Origin of the sequence: Caulobacter sp. S45 (assembly GCF_009765965.1) — a bacterium.
Lineage (GTDB): Bacteria > Pseudomonadota > Alphaproteobacteria > Caulobacterales > Caulobacteraceae > CAHJWH01.
The window spans coordinates 158460-182241 of record NZ_LMUL01000014.1 but is presented as its reverse complement, the minus strand read 5'-3'; the positions used below and the strand labels follow the sequence as shown (position 1 = coordinate 182241).

Below are 23782 nucleotides of genomic sequence, written 5' to 3'. Positions count from 1 at the left end.
TATCGATGTCGGGCGGTGATCAGCGGATCAGCTGTTCTCCAGCTCCACGTTCAGGCCGAGCGAACGCATTTCCTTCACGAGCACGTTGAAGCTCTCCGGAATGCCGGCCTCGAAGCTGTCGTCGCCGCGAACGATGGCCTCGTAGACCTTGGTGCGGCCGGCGACGTCGTCGGACTTCACCGTCAGCATCTCCTGCAGGGTGTAGGCGGCGCCGTAGGCTTCGAGGGCCCACACCTCCATTTCCCCGAAACGCTGACCGCCGAACTGGGCCTTGCCGCCCAGCGGCTGCTGGGTGACGAGCGAGTACGGCCCGATGGAGCGGGCGTGGATCTTGTCGTCGACCAGGTGGTGCAGCTTCAGCATGTAGATGTAGCCGACCGTGACCATGCGCTTGAACGGCTCGCCGGTCTGACCGTCATAGAGCTGGCTCTGACCCGAACGGTCGAGGCCCGCCTTCTCCAGCATGTCCTCGATGTCGGGGATGTGCGCTCCGTCGAACACCGGGGTGGCGATCGGAACGCCCTTGCCGAGGTTGCGGGCCAGTTCGACCAACTCCTCGTCGGTCTCGGGCAGAGGCACGTCCGGCCCGTAGATGTCGGTCAGCTTCTCGACCAGGGCCGCGCGTTGACCGCCGTTCTGCCAGGCTTCCATCAGCTTGGTGATCTGACGGCCGAGGCCGGCGGACGCCCAACCCAGGTGGGTCTCGAAGATCTGGCCGACGTTCATGCGCGAGGGCACGCCCAGCGGGTTCAGCACCAGGTCGACGTGGGTGCCGTCCTCGAGGAAGGGCATGTCTTCGACCGGGAGGATCTTGGAGATCACCCCCTTGTTGCCGTGACGGCCAGCCATCTTGTCGCCGGGCTGCAGCTTGCGCTTCACCGCGACGAACACCTTGACCATCTTCATCACGCCGGGGGGCAGTTCGTCGCCCCGCTGCAGCTTGTCGACCTTGTCTTCGAAGCGACGGTCGAGGCGCTTGCGGGCCTCGTCGAACTGGCGGCGCATAGCCTCCAGCTCGCCCATGGCCTTCTCGTCCTCGAGCGCAATCTGCCACCATAGGCCGGGCTGGATCTCGCCCAGCTTCTCGGCGGTGATGTCGCCGCGGCCCAGGCCCTTGGGCCCGGAGACGGCGACCTTGCCGACGAACAGCTCGTGCAGGCGACCCTGCATGTTGCGGTTCAAGATGGCGAACTCGTCGTCGCGGTCCTTGCCCAGGCGGTCGATCTCGGCGCGCTCGATGGCCATCGCGCGCTCGTCCTTGTCCACACCGTGGCGGTTGAACACGCGGACCTCGACGATGGTGCCGGTGACGCCGGGCGGCAGGCGCAGCGAGGTGTCGCGCACGTCGCTGGCCTTTTCGCCGAAGATGGCGCGCAGCAGCTTCTCTTCCGGGGTCATCGGGCTTTCGCCCTTGGGCGTGACCTTGCCGACCAGGATGTCGCCCGGCTGGACCTCGGCCCCGATGGCCACGATGCCCGCCTCGTCGAGGTTGCGGAGCGCTTCCTCGCCGACGTTAGGGATGTCGCGGGTGATTTCCTCCGGCCCGAGCTTGGTATCGCGAGCCATGACCTCGAACTCCTCGAGGTGGATCGAGGTGAAGACGTCGTCGGACACGATCCGCTCGGAGATCAGGATCGAATCTTCGAAGTTGTAGCCGTTCCAGGGCATGAAGGCGACGAGGGCGTTACGGCCCAGGGCCAGTTCGCCCAGATCGGTCGACGGACCGTCGGCGATGATGTCGCCGGTCTTGATCCGATCGCCTACCCGCACCAGCGGACGCTGGTTGATGCAGGTGTTCTGGTTGGAGCGCTGGAACTTCGACAGGCGGTAGATGTCGACGCCGGGCTTGGTCGGGTCGGTTTCCTCGGTGGCGCGCACGACGATACGGGTGCCGTCGATCTGCTCGACCACGCCGGTGCGCCGCGCGATCACGGTGGCGCCGGAGTCGCGGGCGACCACGGCCTCCATGCCGGTGCCGACCAGGGGCGCGTCGGACTTCACTAGCGGCACCGCTTGGCGCTGCATGTTGGAGCCCATCAGTGCGCGGTTGGCGTCATCGTTTTCAAGGAAGGGGATCAGGGCCGCGGCCACCGAAACCACCTGCTTGGGCGACACGTCCATGTAGTCGACCAGGTCCTTGGAGGACAGGGTGACGTCGCCGTTCATGCGCACCTGGACCAGGTCGTCCAGGATCGAGCCGTCCGCGCCCAGCGGGATATTGGCCTGGGCGATGACGTGCTTGGCCTCTTCCATGGCGGACATGTAGACCACGTCCTCCACCGCCCGGCCGTCGGTGACCCGGCGGTAGGGGCTTTCGATGAAGCCGTACTTGTTCACCCGGGCGTGGGTGGCCAGGCTGTTGATCAGGCCGATGTTCGGGCCTTCCGGCGTTTCAATCGGGCAGATGCGGCCGTAGTGGGTCGGGTGCACGTCGCGCACCTCGAAGCCCGCCCGCTCGCGGGTCAGACCGCCCGGGCCAAGCGCCGAGAGACGGCGCTTGTGGGTGATTTCCGACAGCGGGTTGGTCTGGTCCATGAACTGGGAAAGTTGGCTGGAACCAAAGAATTCGCGGACTGCAGCCGCCGCCGGCTTGGCGTTGATCAGGTCGTGCGGCATGACCGTGTCGATATCGACCGAGGACATCCGCTCCTTGATCGCACGTTCCATGCGCAGCAGGCCGACGCGGTACTGGTTCTCCAGCAGTTCGCCGACCGAGCGCACCCGGCGGTTGCCGAGGTTGTCGATGTCGTCGATCTCGCCCCTGCCGTCGCGCAGGCCGACCAGCAGCTTCAGCACCGCCAGCACGTCTTCCTTGCGGAGCACGCGGATCTCGTCGGAGACGTCTTCTTCAAGACGCATGTTCATCTTCACCCGGCCCACGGCCGAGAGGTCGTAGCGCTCCGAATCGAAGAACAGGCCGCGGAACATGTTCTCGGCGGCTTCCACGGTCGGCGGTTCGCCGGGACGCATGACGCGGTAGATGTCGAACAGCGCGTCCTCGCGGTGGCTGTTCTTGTCGATGCGCAGGGTGTTGCGCATGTAGGCGCCGACGGTGACGTGGTCGATGTCCAGCACCTCGATGGTGCTGAAGCCCTGGTCTTCCAGGGTCTGAATCGCCTCGGCGTCGAGTTCGTCGCCGGCTTCGGCGTAGATCTCGCCGGTCGACATGTTCACCGCGTCCATGGCCAGGAAGCGACCGACCAGGGCGTCAGGCGCCACCAGCAGGGTCTTCACGCCGCCGTCGGCGAACTTCTTGGCGGCCCGGGCGCTGATCTTCTGGCCGGCGGGCGCGATCTCCTCGCCGGTGTCGGCGTCGATCAGGGCGAAGGTCGGCTTCACACCGCGCCAGCGATCGGAATTGTAGGGGGTGGCCCAGCCGCCCGGACGCTTCTCGAACGGGATGATGCCGTAGAAGGTCTTGAGGATCTCCTCGCCATCCATGCCGAGCGCCATCAGGAAGGTCGAGGCGGGCAGCTTGCGGCGGCGGTCGATACGGACATAGACGATGTCCTTGGCGTCGAACTCGAAGTCGAGCCACGAGCCGCGATAGGGGATCACGCGGGCGGCGAACAGCAGCTTGCCCGAGGCGTGGGTCTTGCCCTTGTCGTGGTCGAAGAACACGCCGGGCGAACGGTGCATCTGCGAGACGATCACCCGCTCGGTGCCGTTGACGATGAAGGTGCCCTTCTCCGTCATCAGCGGGATGTCGCCCATGTAGACGTCCTGCTCCTTGATGTCCTTGACGGAGCGGGCGCCGGTTTCCTCGTCGTTTTCGAACACGATAAGGCGCAGCTTGACCTTCAGCGGCGCCGCATAGGTCATGTCGCGCTGGATGCACTCTTCGACGTCGTACTTGGGGTCCTCGAACTCATAGGACACGTATTCGAGCACGGCGCGCTCGTTGAAGTCCTTGATCGGGAAGACCGAGCGGAACACCGCCTCGATACCTTCGATGCGCCGCTCGTGGGGCCGCACCTCGCGCTGCAGGAACTGTTCGTAGGAGGAGCGCTGAACCTCGATCAGGTTCGGCATCTGCACCGCTTCGGGGATCCGGCCGAACGACTTGCGGATGCGCTTCTTGCCGGTGAACGACAGGGCGTCGGTATTGAGGTGAACCATGATGCTCCCTTGCGCGGGGGGTCAGGCCGCGCGGTATCCGCCTGACGGCGCGTGACGGCGCGCCGAAATTTTGCTGCGTCCACCCTCGGATCGATCCTGCCGGACCGACGGACGCTAGCTTTGATCTTCGCGTGTTACGCGAAGACACGCCTTCGCTCGATCGGAGGGCGGCGGATCGAGCCTCGGCGCTGGAGCGCGATTACGGGAATCGTGCGAAGGACCTATATAGCCGGCTTTGCGGCGGATGGAAGACCGTCCCGGAACCTTTTTACGGTTCGCGGCATGGCTGCGATCGTCCGGGTCCGCACGCATATTCCTAAATCCCCTATCTACCCATCATTCCCGCCTTCGTGGGAATGTGCAGAATAGGAGCGGATTCAAAACAAAACAGGCCCGGAGGTCGCCCTCCGAGCCTGTTCGAAAAGACGTCGAAACTGACGCGGGTCGATCTTACTTGATTTCGACCTTGGCGCCGGCGTCTTCCAGCTTCTTCTTGATCTCTTCCGCGTCCTGCTTGGAGATGTTTTCCTTGACGGGGAGCGGAGCGCCTTCGACGAGGTCCTTGGCTTCCTTCAGGCCGAGATCGGCGCGGATGGAACGGACTTCCTTGATGACGTTGATCTTCTTGTCGCCGCCAGAGATGAGCATGACGGTGAACTCGGTCTGCTCTTCGACAGCGGCGGCGGGCTCGCCACCGCCGGCGCCGGGCATCGGGCCAGCGTAGGCCATCGGGGCGGCGGCGGAGACGCCCCACTTTTCTTCAAGCAGCTTGGAGAGCTCGGCGGCTTCCAGCACGGTCAGGGAGGACAGGTCCTCAACAATCTTGGACAGATCGGCCATTGGATTTTTCCTTGGAATGTAGGTTTCGGTTTAGGTCTGCGGAAATGAACGGCCTCAGGCCGCCTCGTCCTTCGTGGCGTAAGCGTTGAAGACGCGGGCGAGCTGACCGGCGGGCGCTTGCAGGACGACGGCGATCTTGGTCGCCGGAGCCTGGATGAGCCCGATGAGTTGACCGCGGAGCTGGTCGAGGGACGGCAGGGTCGCGAGCGACTTGACGCCATCCTGGTTCAGCACGCTCGCACCCAGGATCGCGCCCATGACGACGAACTTGTCGTTGTCCTTGGCGTACTGGGTGACGACCTTGGCGGCGGACACAGGGTCCTTGGCGAAAGCGATCGCCACGGGTCCCTTGAACAGGTTGTGGCCTGCTTCACCAGCCGAACCATCCATGGCCTTCTGGGCCAAGCGGTTCTTCACGACCTTCAGCGTCGCGCCTTCCTTGCGGAGGCGGTTGCGCAGGTCGGTCATTTCCGCAACGGTGAGACCCATATAGTGGGTCACGACCACAGCGCCGGCCTCGGCGAAGACGGTCTTCAGGTCTTCGATCGAGTCGGCCTTTTGTGCGCGGTCCATGCGGTCTCCGTTGCACTAGAGCACACGGCCGCCGGACCATCCGACAGCCGAACGGCGCCCAACCCCTCCCCTCGCGGGAAGCGCGTTGCGCGCCGGTAGACCTGTCCCAAGGATGCGTCCGTCCGCAGGCGGTCCACTGGCGTGGACGCCCACCGAAATCTTGCTTCCCCGTCTCCCCGCGGCCATACGAATTAAGCCCTCCGAAGAGGGCCCGCAGTTCTCGGACAGGACGGCGCAGGGCAAGCCCCACGCCGGAAGTGGGCGCGTATACGCGGTTGCGCGGGAAATCTCAAGAGGGTGTCGAGTCAGTTGCGCGGTCGGCGCGCACGATGAGAACGCGCATCCCGCGCGCAAAAGAAAAGGGCGGCGGCCCGAAAGCCCCCGCCCTATCCATTTCATCGAGGACGGCTTGCGCCGCGATCCTCAGTCCTGCGGGTTGATCGAGCTGAGTTCGATCTTCACGCCCGGCCCCATGGTGGAGCTGAGCGCGATCTTCTTGATGTACTGGCCCTTGGCCCCGGTCGGCTTGGAGCGGGTGAGCGCCTCGACCATGGCCCGCACGTTGATGAGCAGGGCTTCGTCGGTGAAGGACACCTTGCCGATGCCGGCGTGGACGATGCCCGCCTTCTCGACGCGGAACTCCACCGCACCGCCCTTGGCGTCCTTGACCGCCTGGGCGACGTTGGGGGTGACGGTGCCGACCTTGGGGTTCGGCATCAGGCCGCGCGGACCCAGCACCTTACCCAGGCGACCCACCAGGGCCATCATGTCCGGGGTGGCGATGACGCGGTCGAAGTCCAGGAAACCGCCCTGGACACGCTCGAGCAGGTCCTCGGCGCCCACTACGTCGGCGCCGGCCGCCGTGGCTTCGTCGGCCTTGTTGCCGCGCGCGAACACCGCCACGCGCACGTCGCGGCCGGTGCCCGAGGGCAGGTTCACCACGCCACGAACCTGTTGGTCGGCGTGACGGGGATCGACGCCCAGGTTGATCGAGATATCGACCGACTCGTCGAACTTGGCCTTGGCGTTGGCCTTGACGGCCTTCACGGCGTCTTCGAGACCGTGCAGCTTCTCAGCCTGGACGGTCCAGCCCTGCTGGCGCTTGGGCAGCTTCTTTTCGGTTTGCTTGGCCATGGGTTAGTCCACCACTTCCAGGCCCATGGAACGCGCGGAACCCTCGATGATGCGGGTGGCGGCGTCCATATCGGCGGCGTTGAGGTCCTTCATCTTCTTTTCGGCGATCTCGCGGCACTGGGCGCGCGTGACCTTGCCGACCGTCTCCTTGCCCGGCGCCTTGGAGCCGGATTGCAGCTTGGTGGCCTGCTTCAGGAAGAAGGTGGCCGGCGGCGTCTTGGTGACGAAGGTGAACGACTTGTCCTGGTAGACGGTGATCACGGTGGGAAGGGGCGTGCCCTTCTCCACTTCGGCGGTGCGGGCGTTGAACTCCTTGCAGAAGCCCATGATGTTCACGCCGCGCTGACCCAGCGCCGGACCGATCGGCGGCGAAGGGGTGGCGGAGCCAGCCTTCACCTGCAGCTTTACGTAGCCTAGAATCTTTTTAGCCATGAACTCCTCCTGGCGGACGCGGGAAAATCCCGCCTTCAGTGAGCCGTGGTGCGGGGTGACGCCCCTCCCACGGATTTACGGTCGGATGGTTGGAGGCGAGCCTCAGCCCGCGCCCTTCTCCACCTGGCCGTATTCGAGCTCGACCGGCGTGGCGCGTCCGAAGATGGACACGGTCACGCGCAGACGGGCGCGATCCTCGTCGACCTGCTCGACCGTGCCAGAGAAGCTCTGGAACGGACCGTCGGTGACGCGAACGATTTCGCCGATCTCGAAGCGGATGGTCGGCTTGGGCCGCTCCACACCTTCCTCGATGGCGCCAATGATGCGGGCGACTTCCTTCTCGCTCACGGGCGCGGGCTTGGACGGCGAGCCCAGGAAGCCGGTCACCTTGGGGGTGTTCTTCACCAGCACGTAGGCTTCGTCGCTCAACTCCATCTTCACCAGCACGTAGCCGGGGAAGAATTTGCGCTCGGAGTTGAACTTGCGGCCGCGGCGGATCTCCACCACGTCCTCGGTCGGCACCAGGATCTCGGAGAACTGGTCCTCGATTCCCTGTTGGCGGGCTTGGTCCCGGATCGCCTCGGCCACCTTCTTCTCGAAGTTGGAATAGGCGTGGACGATGTACCACTTGTGGCGCGGATTGGAGGCCACGGGCTTTTCGGGAGCAGTCTGGGTGTTGGTCATAATTAGCTCCTCAGCTCGCCAGCTTGAGGATCTGTTGCATCAGGAATGAGAATCCACCGTCCACGAGCGAAAAGAAGATCGCCGTCAACGCCACCATGAGGAAGACCATCACCGAGGTGATCCAGGTCTCCTTCCACGGGGTCCAGGTGATCTTACGCGCTTCGACGCGGACCTCCTGCACGAACTGGCTTGGCGTGGTCTTCCGGCGCGCGGGCGCCGTGGACGCGACCGCCGACGTCGCCGCTGGCTTGGTCGCCGGAGTGCGCGTGGAGCGGGACTTGTCGCCCGCCGCCGGCGCTTTTACGCCCTGATCTCTAGCCATCGAACGGCTCACATATCCTCAAAGCACTGGAGGGGCTATCGCACCCCCATATAGACCCTTCCGCGCGGAAATGCCCGCGGGCCGGAAATTCAATGACAGGTGGCAGGAGTGGGGGGACTCGAACCCACGACCCTCGGTTTTGGAGACCGATGCTCTACCAGCTGAGCTACACTCCTATATCCGGAAATCCCTGCCTAAATTCCCGTCCCTCGCCACAGCGCCCGCTACGCCCTGCGCCTTAGCGTCCGGCGCATTTCGAACGGGTCGAATGCGCCGATACGCCGCCGCGCCGGAGCGTGATGCGCACCGCCGTGTCGTGGAACGGCTGCAATGCCTGAATAGAGCGCAAACCGCAAGAGGCGCATCCCCCTTCAGACTGTCGTCGTGACGTCATAGGTTGGGGGCAAGTTGGTGCAGTGCAGGAAAGCCGGATGACCGAGACCTCTCCCAAGACGGTAGCCAAGAAGTCGCCCAGACGCGCCGCTGCAGCGCATTCAACCTCGCCAGCCCCCGCGGTCACGCCGGTCGTCGCGCCGGCTTCAACGCGTAGCGCCCCTACCCCCGTCGCCAAGCCGTGGCGCGAACGCACGCGGGTGCTGGTGCTGCAGGGCGGCGGCGCGCTCGGCTCCTACCAGGCGGGCGTCTGCGAAGGCCTGAGCCGGCAGGCGATGGACCCGAGCTGGGTGGCCGGCGTCTCCATCGGCGCCATCAACGCCGCCCTGATCGCCGGCAATCCGCCGGAACGCCGGGGGGAGCAGATGCGGCTTTTCTGGGAGCAGATCTCGTCCGGTTATTTCTTCTCGCCGCTCGGCGCCGACGCCACCTTTGGCCGCTCGTTCGTCAACCAGTTGAGCGCGGCCTACATCTCGGCCTTCGGCGCGCCCGGCTTCTTCAAGCCCCGCGTCCTGGGTCCGATGTGGGCGGCGCCGGAAACCGCTGGCGCGCTCAGCATCTACGACACCACGCCGTTACGGGCCACGCTGGAGCATTTCGTCGACTTCGACCGAATCAATGGCTGTGAAACCCGTCTCAGCGTGGGGGCGGTGGACATCGAGACCGGCAACAACATCCTGTTCGACAACACCAAGATGAAGATCGGGCCGGAACACATCATGGCCTCGGGCGCCCTGCCTCCGGGCTTTCCCCCGGTCTGGATCGACGGACGCGCCTATTGGGACGGCGGACTGGTCTCCAACACGCCGCTTGAGTTCGTGCTGAACGACGAAGTGCGCGAGGACCTGCTGATCTTCCAGGTGGACCTGTTCAATGCGCGCGGGCCGATGCCGCGCAACCTGATCGAGGCGGACGAGCGGGAGAAGGATATCCGTTTCTCCAGCCGCACCCGGCTCAACACCGACGCCAACCTGAAGATCCACCGGATCAAGCGGGCGTTGCAACGGCTGATCGACAGCCTTCCGCCCGGCCACGGCGACGAGGACGACCTGGAGATGCTGCGCGACGCCGCCCAGGAGAACGCGGTGGCCGTGGTGCAGCTGGTCTACCGCAAGCGCGCCTACGAGGGCGGCTCCAAGGACTACGAGTTCTCGCGACAGACCATGGTCGAACATTGGGCTGGCGGTCTCGCCGACGTCGAGCACTGTTTCGCCCACGCCGATGCGCTGTTCGCCTCAGCCCCTAGGACCGGCGTCGCGGTGATCGACCCCGGCCTGCACGATTGACCCACACAGGAGCACCCTCCGCATGACCCGCGACGAAATCCTGAGCACGTCTTCAATGCCGGCCTTCGCGCCGAGCTATCCGCACGGACCCTTCCGGTTCGTGCGGCGCGAATACCTGATCGTCACCTACGAGACCGATCCCGACGCGATCCGCGAGGCCCTACCCGAACCGCTGGAGCCCGCGCCGGGCAACCTTTGCTATTATGAGTGGATGAAGATGCCCGACTCCACGGGCTTCGGCGACTACGAGGAGAGCGGCAGCGGCATCCAGGCCCTGTGGAAGGGCGAGCCCTGCAACTTCTCGGTCCAGATGTATCTGGACGACGAACCGCCGATCACCGGCGGGCGCGAGATCTGGGGCTTTCCCAAGAAGTACGGCGTGCCGCGCCTGAAGCTGGTCAAGGACACCCTGACCGGCACCCTGCACTACGACGAGGAGCGGGTGGCCATGGGCACCATGCGCTACAAGACCCACAGCCTCGCCGACAAGCTGGATGAGGTGAAGGCAGGCCTCGGCAAGCTGAACGTGAACCTCAAGCTGCTGCCCGACGTCACCGGCGCGCCCAAGGTGGCCCAACTGGTCGGCTACAACCTCGAAGACATCCACGTCCACGGCGCCTGGGACGGCGAGGCGCGGCTGCACCTGATCCCCCACATCAACTGCCGCGTCGCCGACCTGCCGGTGAAGCGCATTGTCGGCGGCCGTAATATGGTCGTGGACTTCGTATTGCCCTACGGCCGCGTCCTGCACGACTACCTGGCCTGATCGAAGAGCGAAGGAACACCCCCATGAGCCTGAAGAACCGCAACGCCGTGATCACCGGCTCCACCAGCGGCATCGGCCTGGCCTACGCCAAGGCCCTGGCCAAGGAAGGCGCCAACGTCATGATCAATGGCTTCGGCAAGCCCGAGGACATCGAGAAGGAGCGCGCCGGCATCGAAAGCGAGTTCGGCGTCAAGGCGCTCTACTCCGCCGCCGACATGACCAAGCCCGACCAGATCAAGGGCATGATCGACCAAGCGGTGAGCGCGTTCGGCGGCGTCGACATCCTGATCAACAACGCCGGCGTCCAGTTCGTCTCCCCGATCGAGGAGTTCCCGATCGAGAAATGGGACCAGATCATCGCCATCAACCTGTCGGCGGCGTTCCACGCCATCCGCGAAGTGGTGCCGGTGATGAAGAAGGGCGGCTGGGGCCGGATCATCTCCACCGCCTCGGCCCACTCGCTGGTGGCCAGCCCGTTCAAGTCGGCCTACGTCACCGCCAAGCACGGCCTCAACGGCCTGACCAAGACCGTGGCGCTGGAGGTGGCGACCCACAAGATCACCGCCAACTGCATCTCGCCCGGCTATGTCTGGACCCCGTTGGTCGAGGGGCAGATCCCCGACACCATGAAGGCCCGCAACCTGACCCGCGAGCAGGTGATCAACGACGTGCTGCTGGATTCCCAGCCGACCAAGGAGTTCGTCACGCCAGAACAGGTGGCCGCCATCGCGGTGTTCCTGTGTTCGGACGCGGCGGCCCAGATCACCGGGGCGAACATCTCGGTCGATGGCGGCTGGACCGCGGAATAGGAGCGTCCTGTGTGCTTCGAGACGCACTCTGAACGAGCGCTCCTCAGCATGACGAAGGTTGGTAGAACCCAAAACCATTCGTCATCCTGAGGAGCCCCGCAGGGGGCGTCTCGAAGGACGCAGATACCGTTCGGCACGGCCTCTACTCGCTCTCCGAGAACACCTTGAAGTGCCCGTGCAGCGTCGCCACCGGCGCGGCGCGGGCGTCCTGCCAGGCCTCGACGGAGACATTGGCGATCCTGCGCCCGACCCGGCGCAGTTGAGCGCGGGCGAAGGTGTCGACCGGACGGGCGGACCGAAGATACTCAACGGTGATGTCGATGGGGCGTGGACGGCGTGCGCCACCCTTTCCGTCCGCGGATTGGGCCATCGATAGCTGGGCGATGGCGGTCATCTCCATCAACGCGCCCAGCACGCCGCCATGGATGGCGGGCACGGTCGGGTTGCCGATCAGGTGCTCCGAATAGGGCAGCACCAGGGTCACTTCGTCCCCGGCGAACTCCGCGCGCACGCCCAGGAAACGCGCATAGGGGATGGCTTGCAGGATGTCGGCGGGCGTCAGGCCGGGTTCGTCGCTCATCGGCTCACCGCCGCCCTGATCTGGTCCGGTGTCGGTTGGATCTGCAGGCGTGTGAGCATGAAGGCCGCCTGGGCGGTGGAGACCGGATCGCTGCGGTCGGTCTCATAGGCCGCCGCCCGCACGAAGGCCACCGAACGGGTCAGCTTGTAGCAGTGGGCATGGGCGAACAGGTCCAGCCCCGGCTTGGCCGGCCGGGTGTAGTCGATCCTCAGGTCCAGGGTGACGATGGACATGAACTCGTCCAGCGCCGCCCACACCGCCTGGCCGCAGACGTGGTCCAGCAGGGTGGTCACCGCGCCGCCGGCCAGGATGCCGCTATCCGGCTCGCCCACCAGCTCCAACCGATAGGGTAGCTTGATGATCGCCTCGCTAGGCGAGACCGACACCAGTTCGAGCTTGAGCGCCTTGGCCTGGGGCGAGATGTGCAGGCCCGCGTCGCCGGAGCGGCTTATCATGTCGATCGGCCGGACCATCGGCCTCAGCTTCCCTTGAAGGCGGGCTTCCGCTTCTCGGAAAAGGCCGCCATGCCCTCCTTCTGATCGTCGAAGGCGAACAGCGAGTGGAACAGCCGCCGCTCGACCCGCACGCCCTGGGTCAGGGTGGTTTCGAGCGCGGTGTTGACCAGTTCCTTGTTCATCATCACCGCCAGCGGCGACTGGCTGGCGATCTTGGTCGCGGCCATCTTGGCTTCGTCGAGCAGCCGGTCGAGCGGCACCACGCGCGAGACCAGCCCGCTGCGCTCCGCCTCGGCGGCGTCCATCATCCGGGCGGTCAGGATCATGTCCATGGCCTTGGACTTGCCGACCAGCCGGGTCAGGCGCTGGCTGCCGCCGATACCGGGCATGACCCCAAGGTTGATCTCCGGCTGTCCGAACTTGGCGTTCTCGGCGGCGATGATGAAGTCGCAGAGCATGGCCAGCTCGCAGCCGCCGCCCAACGCATAGCCCGCCACCGCCGCGATGATCGGCTTGCGGGCGCGGGCGATCCGCTCCGAGCTTTCGGTGAAGTAGTCCGCCTTGAACATCTCGGCGTAGGACTTGGACGACATCTCCTTGATGTCGGCGCCGGCGGCGAAGGCCTTTTCCGAGCCGGTCAGCACGATGCAGCCGATCGCATCGTCGTGGTCCAGGGTCTCGATGCAGGTGGACAGCTCGTGCATCAGGGCCGCGTTCAGGGCGTTGAGCGCCTCGGGGCGGTTCAGGCGGATCAGGGCGACGCCGCCATCGCGCTCCAGCAGGATCGTCTCGTAGTCGGCCATCAGCCGCCTCCCCTAACCGTCTCGTCCAGTTCGTCGAGCCGCCCGCGCATCAGCTGCAGCACGGCCGAGAAATCCTTGCCGCCGAAGCCCAGACGATCGAACAGGGCGTACATGGCTTCGGCCTGGGCGCCCAGCGGGGTCGCCGCGCCGGCGCGTGCGGCGGCCTCCTGCGCCAGCTTCAAGTCTTTCAGCATCAGGGCCGACAGGAAGCCGCCTTCATAGCCCTTGTCGGCCGGCGAGGCGGGGCCGACGCCCGGCCAGGGGCAATAGCTGGTGATCGACCAGCACTGGCCGGAGGACTTCGAGGCGATGTCGTAGAACTTGTCGGCCGCCAGTCCGAGCTTCTCGGCCAGGGCGAAGGCTTCGCACACGCCCAGCATGGATACGCCGAGCACCATGTTGTTGCAGATCTTGGCCGCCTGGCCCGCCCCCGCTTCGCCGGCATGGACCACGGCCTTGGCCATGGGGGCCAGCGCCTGCTCCACCTTGGGGAACAACGCTTCATCGCAGCCGACCATGAAGGTCAGGCTCCCCGCCTCCGCCGCCGCGATCCCGCCCGAAACCGGCGCGTCGGCGAAGTCGAACCCAGCCGCCTTGGCCTGGGCGCCGACCGCGCGGGCGCTGTCCACGTCGATGGTCGAGCAGTCGATCAGCAGGGCGCCTCTCTGCGCATGGGGCAGCACGCTGTCGGCGAACACCTGCCGCACATGGGCCCCCGCCGGCAGCATGGTGATCACTACCTCCGCCTCGGCGACGGCGAGGGCGGCGGTCTCCGCCACGGTGCAGCCGGCGCCGTGCGCCCGCGCCAGGGCCTGGGCGTTGAGATCGAAGGCCTGGACCTGATGGCCGGCCTTTACCTGGTTGGCGGCCATGCCCCCGCCCATATTGCCAAGCCCGATGAAGGCGACGCGGCTCATTGGATACTCCCTATCGCGCCGCGCTTAGGCGAGCGGCGTCCATTCGTCGCCCTCAGGCAGATCGGCGAAGATATCGTCCAGGCGGGCGTCGCTGACACCGCTGAGCGTCGCCGGGTCCCAGCGGGGGGCGTTGTCCTTGTCCACGATCACCGCACGCACGCCCTCCTGGAAATCATGCAGGCGGCAGACGCGCGAGGCGATCCGGTATTCGACCGCCATCTCGTCCTCGAAGCTGGCCATGCCGCGGCCCTGGCGGAGCTGGCGGAAGGCGACCTTCATCGCCTGGGGCGACTTGCTCCTCAACAGGTCAAGTTGCTGGCGGGACCAGTCCGATCCGTCGTCTTCGAGCGCCTGGAAGATCGCCTCGACGCTGTCGCCGCCGAAGGTCCGGTCGATGGCGTCGCGGTGTTGCGCCAGGGGGGGCTCGCCGGCCGCCTCCTCGAACTCGGTGACGACGGTGTCGATGGCGTCTGGTTGGCGGAGGAGCGCGGCCTTCAGGGCATCGACCCTCGCCTGGCTGACATAGTCGGTGGCGACGCCCAGCAGCAGGCAGTCGGCCGCCTTGAGCCGCGCGCCGGTCAGGGCCAGCCACATGCCCGTCTCGCCCGGCAGGCGCGGCAGGAACCAGCCGCCGCCCACGTCGGGGAACAGGCCGATCCCGGTCTCGGGCATGGCGAAGACGGTGCGCTCGGTGGCGATGCGATAGGTGGCCGGAGCCGAAATCCCGACTCCTCCGCCCATGACGATCCCGTCCATGATCGCCACCACCGGCTTGGCATAGGCGAACAGCAGGGCGTTGAGCCGGTATTCCGCATGGAAGAAGGCCTGGGCCTCTGTCCCGTGGGCCGCCCCGCTCTCGGCGATCATGCGGATATCGCCGCCGGCGCAGAAACCACGCTCTCCCGAATGGTCGAGCAGCACCGCCTTGACCGCCGGATCGTTGCGCCACGCCGCGAGCGCCTCGATCATCAACCGGCACATCTCGGTGTTCAGCGCGTGCAGCGCCTTAGGCCGGTTCAGCGTCAGCCGACCCCAGCCGTTCTCGACGCGTGCGATGACGGGCAGTTCGGTCATTGGCGGAAGATCTCGCGCGCGGTGATCACCCGCATGATCTCGTTGGTGCCTTCCAGTATCTGGTGCACGCGCAGGTCGCGCACGATCCGTTCCAGCGGATAGTCGCGCAGATAGCCGTAGCCGCCGTGCAGTTGCAGCGCCTCGTTGGCGACGGAGAAACCCGTATCGGTGGCGAAGCGCTTGGCCATGGCGCAGAGCTTGGTGGCGGAACGGTCCTTGCGATCGAGCGCGTCGGCGGCGTTGCGGATCATCAGCCGGGCGGCCTCCAGTTCGGTGGCCATGTCGGCCAGCTTGAACTGCAGCGCCTGGAAGTCCTTCAGGGGCTGGCCGAACTGCTTGCGCGTCTCCAGGTAGGCCTTGGAGGTGTCGAGCGCCAAGCCGGCCCCGCCGAGCGAGCAGGCCCCGATGTTCAGCCGCCCGCCGTCCAAGCCCGACATGGCGATGCGGAAACCTTCGCCCTCCGCGCCGACGCGATTGGCCACCGGCACTCGGCAGTCGTCGAAGTTGACCGAGGCGGTCGGCTGGGCGTTCCATCCCATCTTGCGCTCCTGGGCGCCGAAGCTGAGGCCCGGCGTTCCGTTCTCGACCACCAGGGTGGACACGCCCTTCGGCCCGTCCTCGCCGGTGCGCACCATCACCACGTAGAGGTCGCTGGTCCCCGCGCCCGAGATGAAGGCCTTGGAACCGTTCAGCACATAGTGGTCGCCGTCCAGCCGCGCCGTGGTCCGCAAGGCTGCCGCGTCCGACCCTGAGCCGGGCTCGGTCAGGCAGTAGGAGGCGATCAGCTCCATGGTGGTCAGGCGCGGCAGGAAGCGCTGGCGTAGCTCCTCGGAGCCGTACCGATCGATCATCCAGCTCGCCATGTTGTGGATCGAGATGAAGGCCGACACCGGCACGTCGCCATAAGACAGGGCTTCGAACACCAGCACGGCGTCGAGCCGGCTCAGCGCCGACCCGCCCACATCCTCGCGCACGTACAGACCCGCGAACCCGAGCTCCGCCGCTTTGCGCATGACGTCGACGGGGAAGTGCTTCTCCTCGTCCCAGCGGGCGGAGTGCGGCGCGAGCTCGGCGGCGGCGAAGGCCTGCGCCGCGTCCTGGATCGCGACCTGATCCGCGTTGAGCGTGAAATCCAAAACGTTCGCCCCTACTGCATGGTCGGGATGACGAAGCTGGAGTCGCTATGGCTCTCCAGCGAACTGTCGGGCCAGCGGGCGGTGACGGTCTTGACCTTGGTCCAGAACTTCACCCCCTCCATGCCGTGCTGGTTGGTGTCGCCGAAGGCCGAGCGCTTCCAGCCGCCGAAGGTATGGTAGGCCACCGGCACCGGGATCGGCACGTTGATTCCCACCATGCCGACGTTCACGCGCGCCGCGAAGTCGCGCGCCGCCCGGCCGTTCTGGGTGTAGATCGCCACCCCGTTGCCGTACTGGTGCTTGGACGGCAGGGCCAACGCCTCCTCGAAGCTGTCGGCGCGCACGAGCTGCAGCACCGGGCCGAAAATCTCCTCCTGGTAGGTCTTCATCTCCGGCTTCACATGGTCGAACAGGCTCGGCCCGATGAAGAAGCCCTTCTCGAACCCTTGCAGGGCGAAGCCCCGACCGTCCACGACCAGTTCCGCGCCTTCGGCCTTGCCCATCTCGATATAGTCGCTGATCCGCTGGCGATGGGCGGCGGAGACCACCGGGCCGTACTGGGCGGAGGTGTCGGTGGAGACGCCGACCTTCAGCGTCTCGATCTCGGCCACCATCCGCTCGCGCAGATCGTCGGCGGTCTTCTTGCCGACCGCCACCGCCACCGGCAGCGCCATGCAGCGCTCGCCGGCCGAGCCGAAGGCCGCGCCGGACAGGTCCTTGACCACCTGGTCCATGTCGGCGTCGGGCAGGATAATCCCGTGGTTCTTGGCTCCGCCCATGGCCTGGACCCGCTTACCGGCCTCGGCGCCCTTCACATAGACGTAGTGGGCGATGTCGGAGGAGCCGACGAAGCTCACGGCCTTGATGTCTGGATGCTCGAGAATGGCGTCCACCACCACCTTGTCGCCGTGCAGCACGTTCAGCACGCCCGCGGGCGCACCGGCCTCCATCATCAGTTCGGCCAGCCGCACCGGCACGGAAGGGTCGCGCTCCGACGGCTTGAGGATGAAGGTGTTGCCGACCGCGATCGCCACCCCGAACATCCACATCGGGATCATGGCCGGGAAGTTGAACGGGGTGATGCCCGCGACCACGCCCAGCGGCTGGCGCATGGAATAGACGTCGATGCCCGGTCCGGCGCCCTCGGTGTATTCGCCCTTTAGAGCGTGCGGGATTCCACAAGAAAATTCAATGACTTCCAAGCCCCTTTGAATGTCGCCCTTGCTGTCGGCGATGACCTTGCCGTGCTCGCTGGACAGCAGTTCGGCCAGCTCGCTCATATTGGCTTCGACCAGCCGCTTGAACTCGAACATCACCCGCGCCCGGCGCTGGGGATTGGTCGCGGCCCACTCGGGCTGGGCCTTGGCGGCGGCCTCGACAGCCATCTCGACCCCGCGCAGGCCGGCGAGCTGGACGCGGGCCTGCACCTCGCCGGTGTTCGGATTGAACACGTCCCCAAACCGGCCGGAGTGGCCCGCAACCGAGGCGCCGCCGATGAAGTGGTTGATCTCGCGCATCCGGCCTTCTCCCTGGGTTCGGTCTTGAACGTCGTTCTTGCGCCCTGGACTAGCACCGACGTTCAAGCCGCCCTATTGCGTTCTTGCGTCATGGGGATTGCGTTTTTGCATGTTCGATTGGGATGACCTGCGGATATTCGTCGCCGTCGCGCAGGCCGGCTCGTTCGGGGGGGCGGCGCGGCAGCTTGGCGTCGATCCCGCCACCGTGGGGCGGCGGATCGCCCGGTTCGAGAGCGCGCTGAAGGCGATCCTGCTGACACGCTCGCCGGGTGGGTTCCAGCTCACCGCTGCGGGCGCCCGCGTCCTGGAACAGGGCCTAAAGGCGCAGACGGCGATGGATGCAACGCTTCGGGTCGGAGAACCCGACCTGATCGGCGGCGTCGTCCGCATCAGCGCCTCCGAAGCCTTCGGGGCCGCCATCATCGCCCCCGCCCTGCCCGCGCTCCGGGCGCAACGTCCAAGCTTGCGGATCGAGCTGGCGGCGGCGTCCGGCTTCCTGTCCCCGACCAAGCGGGAGGTCGACTTGACGGTGACGCTGGTCGCCCCCAATTCGCCCCGGCTGCACGTGGAGCCGCTGACCCAATACGAACTCGGCCTATACGGTTCGGCGGCCTACCTCGCGCGAACCGGCGTTCCGGAGCGCCCGGAAAACCTTACCGCCTGGGACATCGTGGGTTACGTGGACGACCTGATCTACGCCCCGGCCCTTCGGTATCTGGACGAGGTGCACCCCGGCCTGACGCCGTCGCTGGGCAGTTCGTCGATCCTCGCCCAGCGCGCCATCATCGCGGCGGATGGCGGGCTGGGGGTGCTGCCATGTTTCATCGCCGGCGATCTGGTCCGGGTCCTGCCTTCGCAGGTGAGACTCCAACGCCGCTTCTGGACCGCCACCCGTCCGGACGTGACCGACACCGCCCGCCTGCGCCTTCTGCGGGGCTGGCTCCAGGATGTCGTGAGGGCCCGCCGAGCGGACCTGAATCCTTCCGGCTGACAAGGCGCGCGACCTCCGGTCGAGCGAAGACCTGGTGATGGACGGTTGACGTCTAGGGTGGATGCCTGTACCGCCCCGTCGCTACTGTTACTATGTAACGTATTGATGATCGTGATCCCCCATATGACCGGCGTGTCCGTATGGGTGCTCGGCCTTGCAGCGAGCGCCGCGACCCTCCTCGGAGGCGTGCTGGCGTTGCGGCTTGGCGCGCGCATCCGCCTGGCGACTGGGCTTACCGCCGGCGCCCTGCTCGGGGTGGCCCTGTTCGACCTCATCCCCGAAGCCTTTCAATTGGGCGGCGAACACGGCTCGCAGGGCGTGGCGCTGGCGCTCGGCTGCGGTTTCGCCGGCTACATGTTCCTGCATCGGTTGCTGAGCGGCGTGGGCGAGAAGGGCGGTGCGCGGGCCAGTCATCTCGGCGCGGCCAGTCTAACGGTCCACAGTTTCCTGGACGGCCTGGCGATCGGGCTGGCCTTCCATATATCCCCTGCCATCGGCTGGCCCGTCGCGCTGGCGGTGGTCGCGCACGACATGTCCGACGGTATGAACACGGTGGGCCTGACCCTGACCCTGGCCGGCCTGCAGCGGCGACGCATCGCTCATGGCTGGCTGGCGGCGGACGTCCTGGCTCCGATAGTGGGTGTCGCGGCGTCCGGCGTCGTGCAGGTCGGCCCACATGGGTTGGCGCCGCTACTGGCCGTGTTCGGCGGGGCGTTCCTGTATCTTGGGGCGGTCGAATTGCTGCCCCGTAGCTACCGCGAACGGCCGCTTCCCTCCACGACGGGAGCTGCGATCCTTGGACTGGCGGTGATCTACGGCGCGGTGCGGCTCGCCGGCTGAGGCCAAGCAGTCCCCGCCTATTCCGCGGCCAGCGTAGGCGCCGCATCGCCGGCAGCCTTCTCGGCGGCGATCATGCGTTCGATCACCGCCCTGGCGCGGGCGCCGCCGGCGTCGATGTTGAACACCCTGAGCTTCATGTCGGGATTGGCGTCGATGCGCTTCTGCTGGGCTTCGAGGATTTCCACGTCCTCCATGAACACCCCGCCCTGCTGTTGCTTGAAACGGGCGGTGAAGCCCTGGTCGGCGAGGTCGAAGTTGCGCGCCATCCCCCAGAAGTACCAAGCGGTGGTCTCGGTCTCCGGCGTCAGCACATCGATGACGTAGCCGTTCACGCCCTGGCTGCGGTCGCCCTCGGGCGCGCCCGTCCCCTCCGGGGCCACGCCGACGTCGATGATGACGGCGGACGGCGGGATGAATTCGCAAATCTGCCAGCGATCGACCTTGCCGGGCTTCTTCAGGGCGTAGCGCCAGAACGGCGGCGCATCGATGCCCTTCATCCAGCGGCGCACAAAAACCCGGTCGCCCTCGCTGTTGGTCTCGATCGGGCTGCCCAGGATTTCCGGCTGGCCGATAGTGCCCGGATGCACGTGGGTCTCGTGGGTCAGGTCCATCAGGTTGTCGATCATCAGCCGGTAGTCGGCCTTCACGTGATAGGCGCCGCCGTCGAAGGTCCAGCCCTCGCGCTCGCAGGGCCACAGGTCGGGCACCAGCGCGGCATCGGCTTTCTCGGCCTCCCCGATCCAGATCCAGATGAAGCGATACCGCTCCACCACGGGATAGACCTTCTTGACCTGGAAGTTACGCACCACGCCGTCCTGGGTCGGCATGTCCACGCAGCGGCCGCCGGCGTCGAACATCATGCCGTGGTAGCGGCAGCGCAGGTCGTCGCCCTCCAGCATCCCCATCGACAGGGGCAGCAGGCGATGGGGGCAGGCGTCGTGCATCGCCACCGGCGTGCCATCCAGCTTGCGGTAGAGCACCACCTCTTCGCCGCACAAGGTGCGGGCCAGCGGCTTGCGGCCGATCTCGTAGTCGAAGCCGGCGACGTACCACTGGTTGGGAACGTAGGTCGTCATCATGTCCTCCCACCTTCAGCCGCTGCCCGGCCGTTAGGTCGTTCTCGTCAGGTCGTTTCGAAATCGATCAGGGCCGCCCCGCGGAGCTGGCCCATGGCGGCGCGGTTGCGTAGGGCGCGCCGCAGGTTCTGGTGGGCCAGGCGGGCGTGCTCGCGCATCACCGCCTCGGCCCGGCCGCCGTCGCGATCCTCGATCGCCTCCAGCACGGCGCGGTGCTGGGCCTGGGCCGTCGCCAGCACCGCCATCGCTTCGGGCGTCGCCGCCTGGGCCATGACGAATCCGCTGGGCGACGCGAAGGGCAAGGCCGACGCCCGCGCGAGCTGTCGTTTCAGCAAGGGGCTTCCCGCCAGGTCGACGATGTAGCCGTGGAAACGTTCATTCAGCGCGACGTATTGAGAGAACCGCTCCAGGATCGGGGCGTCTGCGCCCAGCGCTGCGTCGATGGCGTCCACGCAGGCGCGCAGGGCGTCCAGGGCCTGGGACTCGGCCCCGCGACGCGCGGCGAAGTTGGCGGCCAGCCCTTCCAGCACGCCGCGCACCTCGATGGCGTCGCGCAGGTCCTGCTCGGTGAAGCGCGCCACCGCGTGACCGCCTTGGGCCAGGGGTTCCAGCAATCCTTCCGACTCCAGCCGCACCAGGGCCGCCCGGACTGGCGTGCGCGACACGCCGAGCCGATCCACCATGGTCAGCTCCGACACGCGCTGGCCGGGCGCGAGTTCCCCGTTGAGGATCAGTTCGCGGAGCTTGAGCAGGGTGTCGACGGTCTGGGACATCGAGCCTGTGTACAGTCTGGGCCTTCCGGAAAGGCCAATCCTCTAGATCGGCCCATCCACAAAAGCGTTGTCGAGACATCCTGTATACAGGGGGTTCTTATGGGCGCCAATGGGCGTGCAGCCCTGCGTCTAAACCACCGCGCGCGATTGCAGCCGCACAGCGGCCTCCCGCAAGACCGGGAGGGCTTCGACGACCAGGTTGGCGATGCTGCGTTCCCGAGCGGTGCCGACGTTGATGGCGGCGACGACCTGGCCCGCCTCGTCGCGGACGGGTACGGCCAGGGAACGGAGTCCGATCTCCAGTTCCTCGTCGACGGTGGCGAAGCCCTGCGCCCGCACGCGATCCAGTTCACGGCGAACAGCGTGCGGGTCCACGAGGGTTCGCCCCGTACGCTGAACCAACTTGGCGGCTTCGAGCAAGCCGTCCAACTCGTCCAACGGCGTCGCCGCCAACAGCACCCGGCCCATGGATGTGCAGTAGGCGGGCACCCGGCTTCCGACCTGAAGGTCTATCGAGATGAAGCGGCGCACCTCAGCCCGCGCGACGTAAACCACCTCGCTTCCGTCCCGCACGCCTAGCGAGCAGGACTCGCCCATCCGGGCGCTGATCTCCTTCAGGATCGGATCGGCGGCCTTCGCCAGGCGATTTTGGACCAGATAGGCCCGCGCCAGGGACAGCAGGGCCGGCGTCGGGTGGAACCGCCGCCCCTCGTCCGCATCGACATAACCCAGCACCGTCAGGGTATGTAGGCAGCGGCGGGCGACCGCCCGCGACAGGCCTGTATGGCTCGCGGCCTCGGCGGTCGACAGGCTTTCGCGTGTCTCGAACAGCCTCAGAACCTCCAGTCCCCGCGCCAGCGACTGCATGAAGTCTGGGTCCGTGCGTGCATCGTGATCCAGGCCCACGACATCTCCGTTGACGCCGAGCCGCCCAGGCGCGACGATAGCGGTAATCGTACATTGCGTGCGATAATCGCACAAGCCGCGGCGCATCGGCTGTCCCGCCGACCCGTACGGGGCATCTCGGAGAGCATCTGTGGCCGACGCCTTTATCTGCGATGCGATCCGGACGCCCATCGGGCGTTTCGGGGGGTCGCTCGCCCGGGTCCGCACCGACGACCTGGCCGCTATTCCGATCAAGGCGCTGATGGCGCGTAATCCCGGCGTCGATCCCGACCGCATCGAAGACGTCTTCTACGGCTGCGCCAACCAGGCGGGCGAGGACAACCGGGACGTGGCGCGTATGGCCGTCCTGCTCGCCGGCCTGCCCGTCGGGGTGCCTGGCACGACCATGAACCGCCTCTGCGCCTCGGGCCTGGACGCGGTGGGCACCGCCGCCCGCGCCGTGCAGTCGGGCCAGATGGAGCTGGCGATCGCCGGCGGCGTCGAGAGCATGACCCGCGCGCCCCTGGTCATGGCCAAGGCCGAGAGCGCCTTCCAACGTTCCGCCAGCATCGAGGACACCACCATCGGCTGGCGCTTCGTCAACCCGATCATGGAGAAGCAGTACGGGACCCACTCCATGGGCGAGACGGCGGAGAACGTCGCCGAGGCCTACCAGGTCAATCGCGCCGACCAGGACGCCTACGCCCTGCAGAGCCAGCAGCGCGCGGGCCAAGCCCAGGCCGACGGCTTCTTCGCCGAGGAGATCGCGCCGGTCCAGGCCAAGGACCCGAAGGGCAAGCCCTTCGCCTTCGAACAGGACGAGCACCTGCGCCCGGACACCACGCTGGAGGGGCTGTCCAAACTGAGGACCGCCTTTCGCGAGAACGGCAGCGTGACGGCGGGCAATGCGTCCGGCGTCAACGATGGGGCGGCGGCCATGTTCATCGCCTCCGAGGATGGAGCAAAGGCCAACGGCCTGACGCCTCGCGCGCGCGTCCTCGGCATGGCCACGGTCGGCGTCGAGCCGCGTATGATGGGCATCGGCCCCATCGGCGCCTCGCGCAAGCTGATGGCCCGGCTGGGGCTGAAGATCGGCGACTTCGACCTGATCGAGCTGAACGAGGCCTTCGCCAGCCAGGTGATCGCCTGCTTGCGCGAGCTTGGCGTCGATCCGCACGATGAGAAGGTCAATCCGCACGGCGGCGGGATCGCGCTGGGCCATCCTTTAGGTATGAGCGGAGCACGCCTGGTGCTGACCGCCGCCCACGCCCTGGAGAAGAGCGGCGGCAAGCGGGCGCTGGTCACCCTGTGCGTCGGCGTCGGCCAGGGCGTCGCCCTGGCGGTGGAACGGGTCTGAAATCTCTAGACGGCGAGGAG

At 66.6% G+C, this 23782-nt stretch carries 23 protein-coding genes and 1 tRNA gene; 6 read left to right on the top strand and 18 right to left on the bottom strand.

Annotation, left to right across the window (positions count from 1 at the left end; all coding sequences use genetic code 11):
* Positions 1-27 precede the first annotated feature (27 nt).
* The 8 genes from rpoB to GSQ87_RS08015 form a co-directional block, all read right to left on the bottom strand.
* Positions 28-4119 carry a DNA-directed RNA polymerase subunit beta gene (gene rpoB / locus GSQ87_RS08050; RefSeq protein ID WP_158914988.1) on the bottom strand — a complete coding sequence of 1364 codons (4092 nt, stop codon included), beginning with the start codon at positions 4117-4119 and terminating at the stop codon, positions 28-30.
* A gap of 450 nt (positions 4120-4569) precedes the next feature.
* A complete protein-coding gene (gene rplL, locus GSQ87_RS08045; protein WP_158914987.1) occupies positions 4570-4959 on the bottom strand; it encodes a 50S ribosomal protein L7/L12 in 390 nt (129 codons plus the stop codon).
* A 54-nt stretch (positions 4960-5013) separates the two neighbouring features.
* Positions 5014-5532 carry a 50S ribosomal protein L10 gene (gene rplJ, locus GSQ87_RS08040; RefSeq protein ID WP_158914986.1) on the bottom strand — a complete coding sequence of 173 codons (519 nt, stop codon included), beginning with the start codon at positions 5530-5532 and terminating at the stop codon, positions 5014-5016.
* Positions 5533-5955: 423 nt separating this feature from the next.
* On the bottom strand, positions 5956-6666 hold the full coding sequence (gene rplA, locus GSQ87_RS08035; protein ID WP_158914985.1) for a 50S ribosomal protein L1: 711 nt from the start codon (positions 6664-6666) through the stop codon (positions 5956-5958).
* A gap of 3 nt (positions 6667-6669) precedes the next feature.
* The gene (rplK, locus tag GSQ87_RS08030; protein WP_158914984.1) at positions 6670-7098 is read right to left on the bottom strand and encodes a 50S ribosomal protein L11; all 429 of its coding nucleotides are present in this window, start codon (positions 7096-7098) and stop codon (positions 6670-6672) included.
* Between the two features lie 102 nt (positions 7099-7200).
* Positions 7201-7782, bottom strand: a complete 582-nt coding sequence (gene nusG, locus GSQ87_RS08025) for a transcription termination/antitermination protein NusG (RefSeq protein WP_158914983.1) — start codon at positions 7780-7782, stop codon at positions 7201-7203.
* Between the two features lie 10 nt (positions 7783-7792).
* Entirely contained in the window at positions 7793-8104 is a 312-nt protein-coding gene (gene secE / locus GSQ87_RS08020; RefSeq protein WP_158914982.1) for a preprotein translocase subunit SecE, read from the bottom strand.
* 100 nt (positions 8105-8204) lie between these two features.
* A tRNA-Trp gene (locus tag GSQ87_RS08015) sits at positions 8205-8280 on the bottom strand.
* 255 nt (positions 8281-8535) lie between these two features.
* On the opposite strand from GSQ87_RS08015, the gene GSQ87_RS08010 reads away from it, so the two are divergent.
* Genes GSQ87_RS08010 through GSQ87_RS08000 form a run of 3 tightly spaced genes read left to right on the top strand, consistent with a single transcriptional unit; the run spans position 8536 to position 11358 of the window.
* Positions 8536-9783 (top strand): patatin-like phospholipase family protein, encoded by a 1248-nt coding sequence (locus tag GSQ87_RS08010; RefSeq protein WP_158914981.1) that lies wholly within the window; start codon positions 8536-8538, stop codon positions 9781-9783.
* Between the two features lie 22 nt (positions 9784-9805).
* Positions 9806-10549 (top strand): acetoacetate decarboxylase, encoded by a 744-nt coding sequence (locus tag GSQ87_RS08005; protein WP_158914980.1) that lies wholly within the window; start codon positions 9806-9808, stop codon positions 10547-10549.
* A gap of 23 nt (positions 10550-10572) precedes the next feature.
* A complete protein-coding gene (locus tag GSQ87_RS08000; RefSeq protein WP_158914979.1) occupies positions 10573-11358 on the top strand; it encodes a 3-hydroxybutyrate dehydrogenase in 786 nt (261 codons plus the stop codon).
* A gap of 142 nt (positions 11359-11500) precedes the next feature.
* On the opposite strand, the gene GSQ87_RS07995 is transcribed toward GSQ87_RS08000, so the two are convergent.
* Genes GSQ87_RS07995 through GSQ87_RS07965 form a run of 7 tightly spaced genes read right to left on the bottom strand, consistent with a single transcriptional unit; the run spans position 11501 to position 17840 of the window.
* On the bottom strand, positions 11501-11938 hold the full coding sequence (locus tag GSQ87_RS07995; protein ID WP_158914978.1) for a PaaI family thioesterase: 438 nt from the start codon (positions 11936-11938) through the stop codon (positions 11501-11503).
* Positions 11935-12411, bottom strand: coding sequence for a PaaI family thioesterase (locus GSQ87_RS07990; RefSeq protein WP_254062821.1), 477 nt, complete (start codon positions 12409-12411; stop codon positions 11935-11937). Before GSQ87_RS07990 ends, GSQ87_RS07995 begins: the two co-directional genes overlap by 4 nt.
* A 5-nt stretch (positions 12412-12416) precedes the next feature.
* Entirely contained in the window at positions 12417-13196 is a 780-nt protein-coding gene (locus GSQ87_RS07985; protein WP_158914977.1) for an enoyl-CoA hydratase, read from the bottom strand.
* Entirely contained in the window at positions 13196-14113 is a 918-nt protein-coding gene (gene mmsB, locus GSQ87_RS07980; protein ID WP_158914976.1) for a 3-hydroxyisobutyrate dehydrogenase, read from the bottom strand. Before mmsB ends, GSQ87_RS07985 begins: the two co-directional genes overlap by 1 nt.
* Before the next feature lie 24 nt (positions 14114-14137).
* Complete coding sequence (locus GSQ87_RS07975; protein WP_158914975.1) at positions 14138-15187, bottom strand: enoyl-CoA hydratase/isomerase family protein; 1050 nt, start codon at positions 15185-15187, stop codon at positions 14138-14140.
* The gene (locus tag GSQ87_RS07970; RefSeq protein WP_158914974.1) at positions 15184-16323 is read right to left on the bottom strand and encodes an isobutyryl-CoA dehydrogenase; all 1140 of its coding nucleotides are present in this window, start codon (positions 16321-16323) and stop codon (positions 15184-15186) included. The genes GSQ87_RS07975 and GSQ87_RS07970 overlap by 4 nt, the downstream gene beginning before the upstream one ends.
* Positions 16324-16334: 11 nt before the next feature.
* Positions 16335-17840 (bottom strand): CoA-acylating methylmalonate-semialdehyde dehydrogenase, encoded by a 1506-nt coding sequence (locus GSQ87_RS07965; RefSeq protein ID WP_158914973.1) that lies wholly within the window; start codon positions 17838-17840, stop codon positions 16335-16337.
* A gap of 109 nt (positions 17841-17949) precedes the next feature.
* Between GSQ87_RS07965 and GSQ87_RS07960 the strand changes: the two genes are divergently transcribed.
* The gene (locus GSQ87_RS07960) at positions 17950-18831 is read left to right on the top strand and encodes a LysR family transcriptional regulator (RefSeq protein ID WP_158914972.1); all 882 of its coding nucleotides are present in this window, start codon (positions 17950-17952) and stop codon (positions 18829-18831) included.
* 105 nt (positions 18832-18936) lie between these two features.
* Entirely contained in the window at positions 18937-19671 is a 735-nt protein-coding gene (locus GSQ87_RS07955) for a ZIP family metal transporter (protein WP_158914971.1), read from the top strand.
* Between the two features lie 17 nt (positions 19672-19688).
* On the opposite strand, the gene GSQ87_RS07950 is transcribed toward GSQ87_RS07955, so the two are convergent.
* The 3 genes from GSQ87_RS07950 to GSQ87_RS07940 all read right to left on the bottom strand — a co-directional run bounded on the left by GSQ87_RS07950 (position 19689) and on the right by GSQ87_RS07940 (position 22426).
* On the bottom strand, positions 19689-20747 hold the full coding sequence (locus GSQ87_RS07950) for an aromatic ring-hydroxylating dioxygenase subunit alpha (protein WP_216839132.1): 1059 nt from the start codon (positions 20745-20747) through the stop codon (positions 19689-19691).
* A gap of 47 nt (positions 20748-20794) precedes the next feature.
* On the bottom strand, positions 20795-21520 hold the full coding sequence (locus tag GSQ87_RS07945; RefSeq protein WP_158914969.1) for a GntR family transcriptional regulator: 726 nt from the start codon (positions 21518-21520) through the stop codon (positions 20795-20797).
* 129 nt (positions 21521-21649) lie between these two features.
* Complete coding sequence (locus tag GSQ87_RS07940; protein ID WP_216839130.1) at positions 21650-22426, bottom strand: IclR family transcriptional regulator C-terminal domain-containing protein; 777 nt, start codon at positions 22424-22426, stop codon at positions 21650-21652.
* Positions 22427-22556: 130 nt separating this feature from the next.
* Here GSQ87_RS07940 and pcaF point away from each other — a divergent pair, with 130 nt between their 5' ends.
* Entirely contained in the window at positions 22557-23762 is a 1206-nt protein-coding gene (pcaF, locus tag GSQ87_RS07935) for a 3-oxoadipyl-CoA thiolase (RefSeq protein ID WP_158914967.1), read from the top strand.
* The last annotated feature ends 20 nt before the right edge of the window (positions 23763-23782 follow it).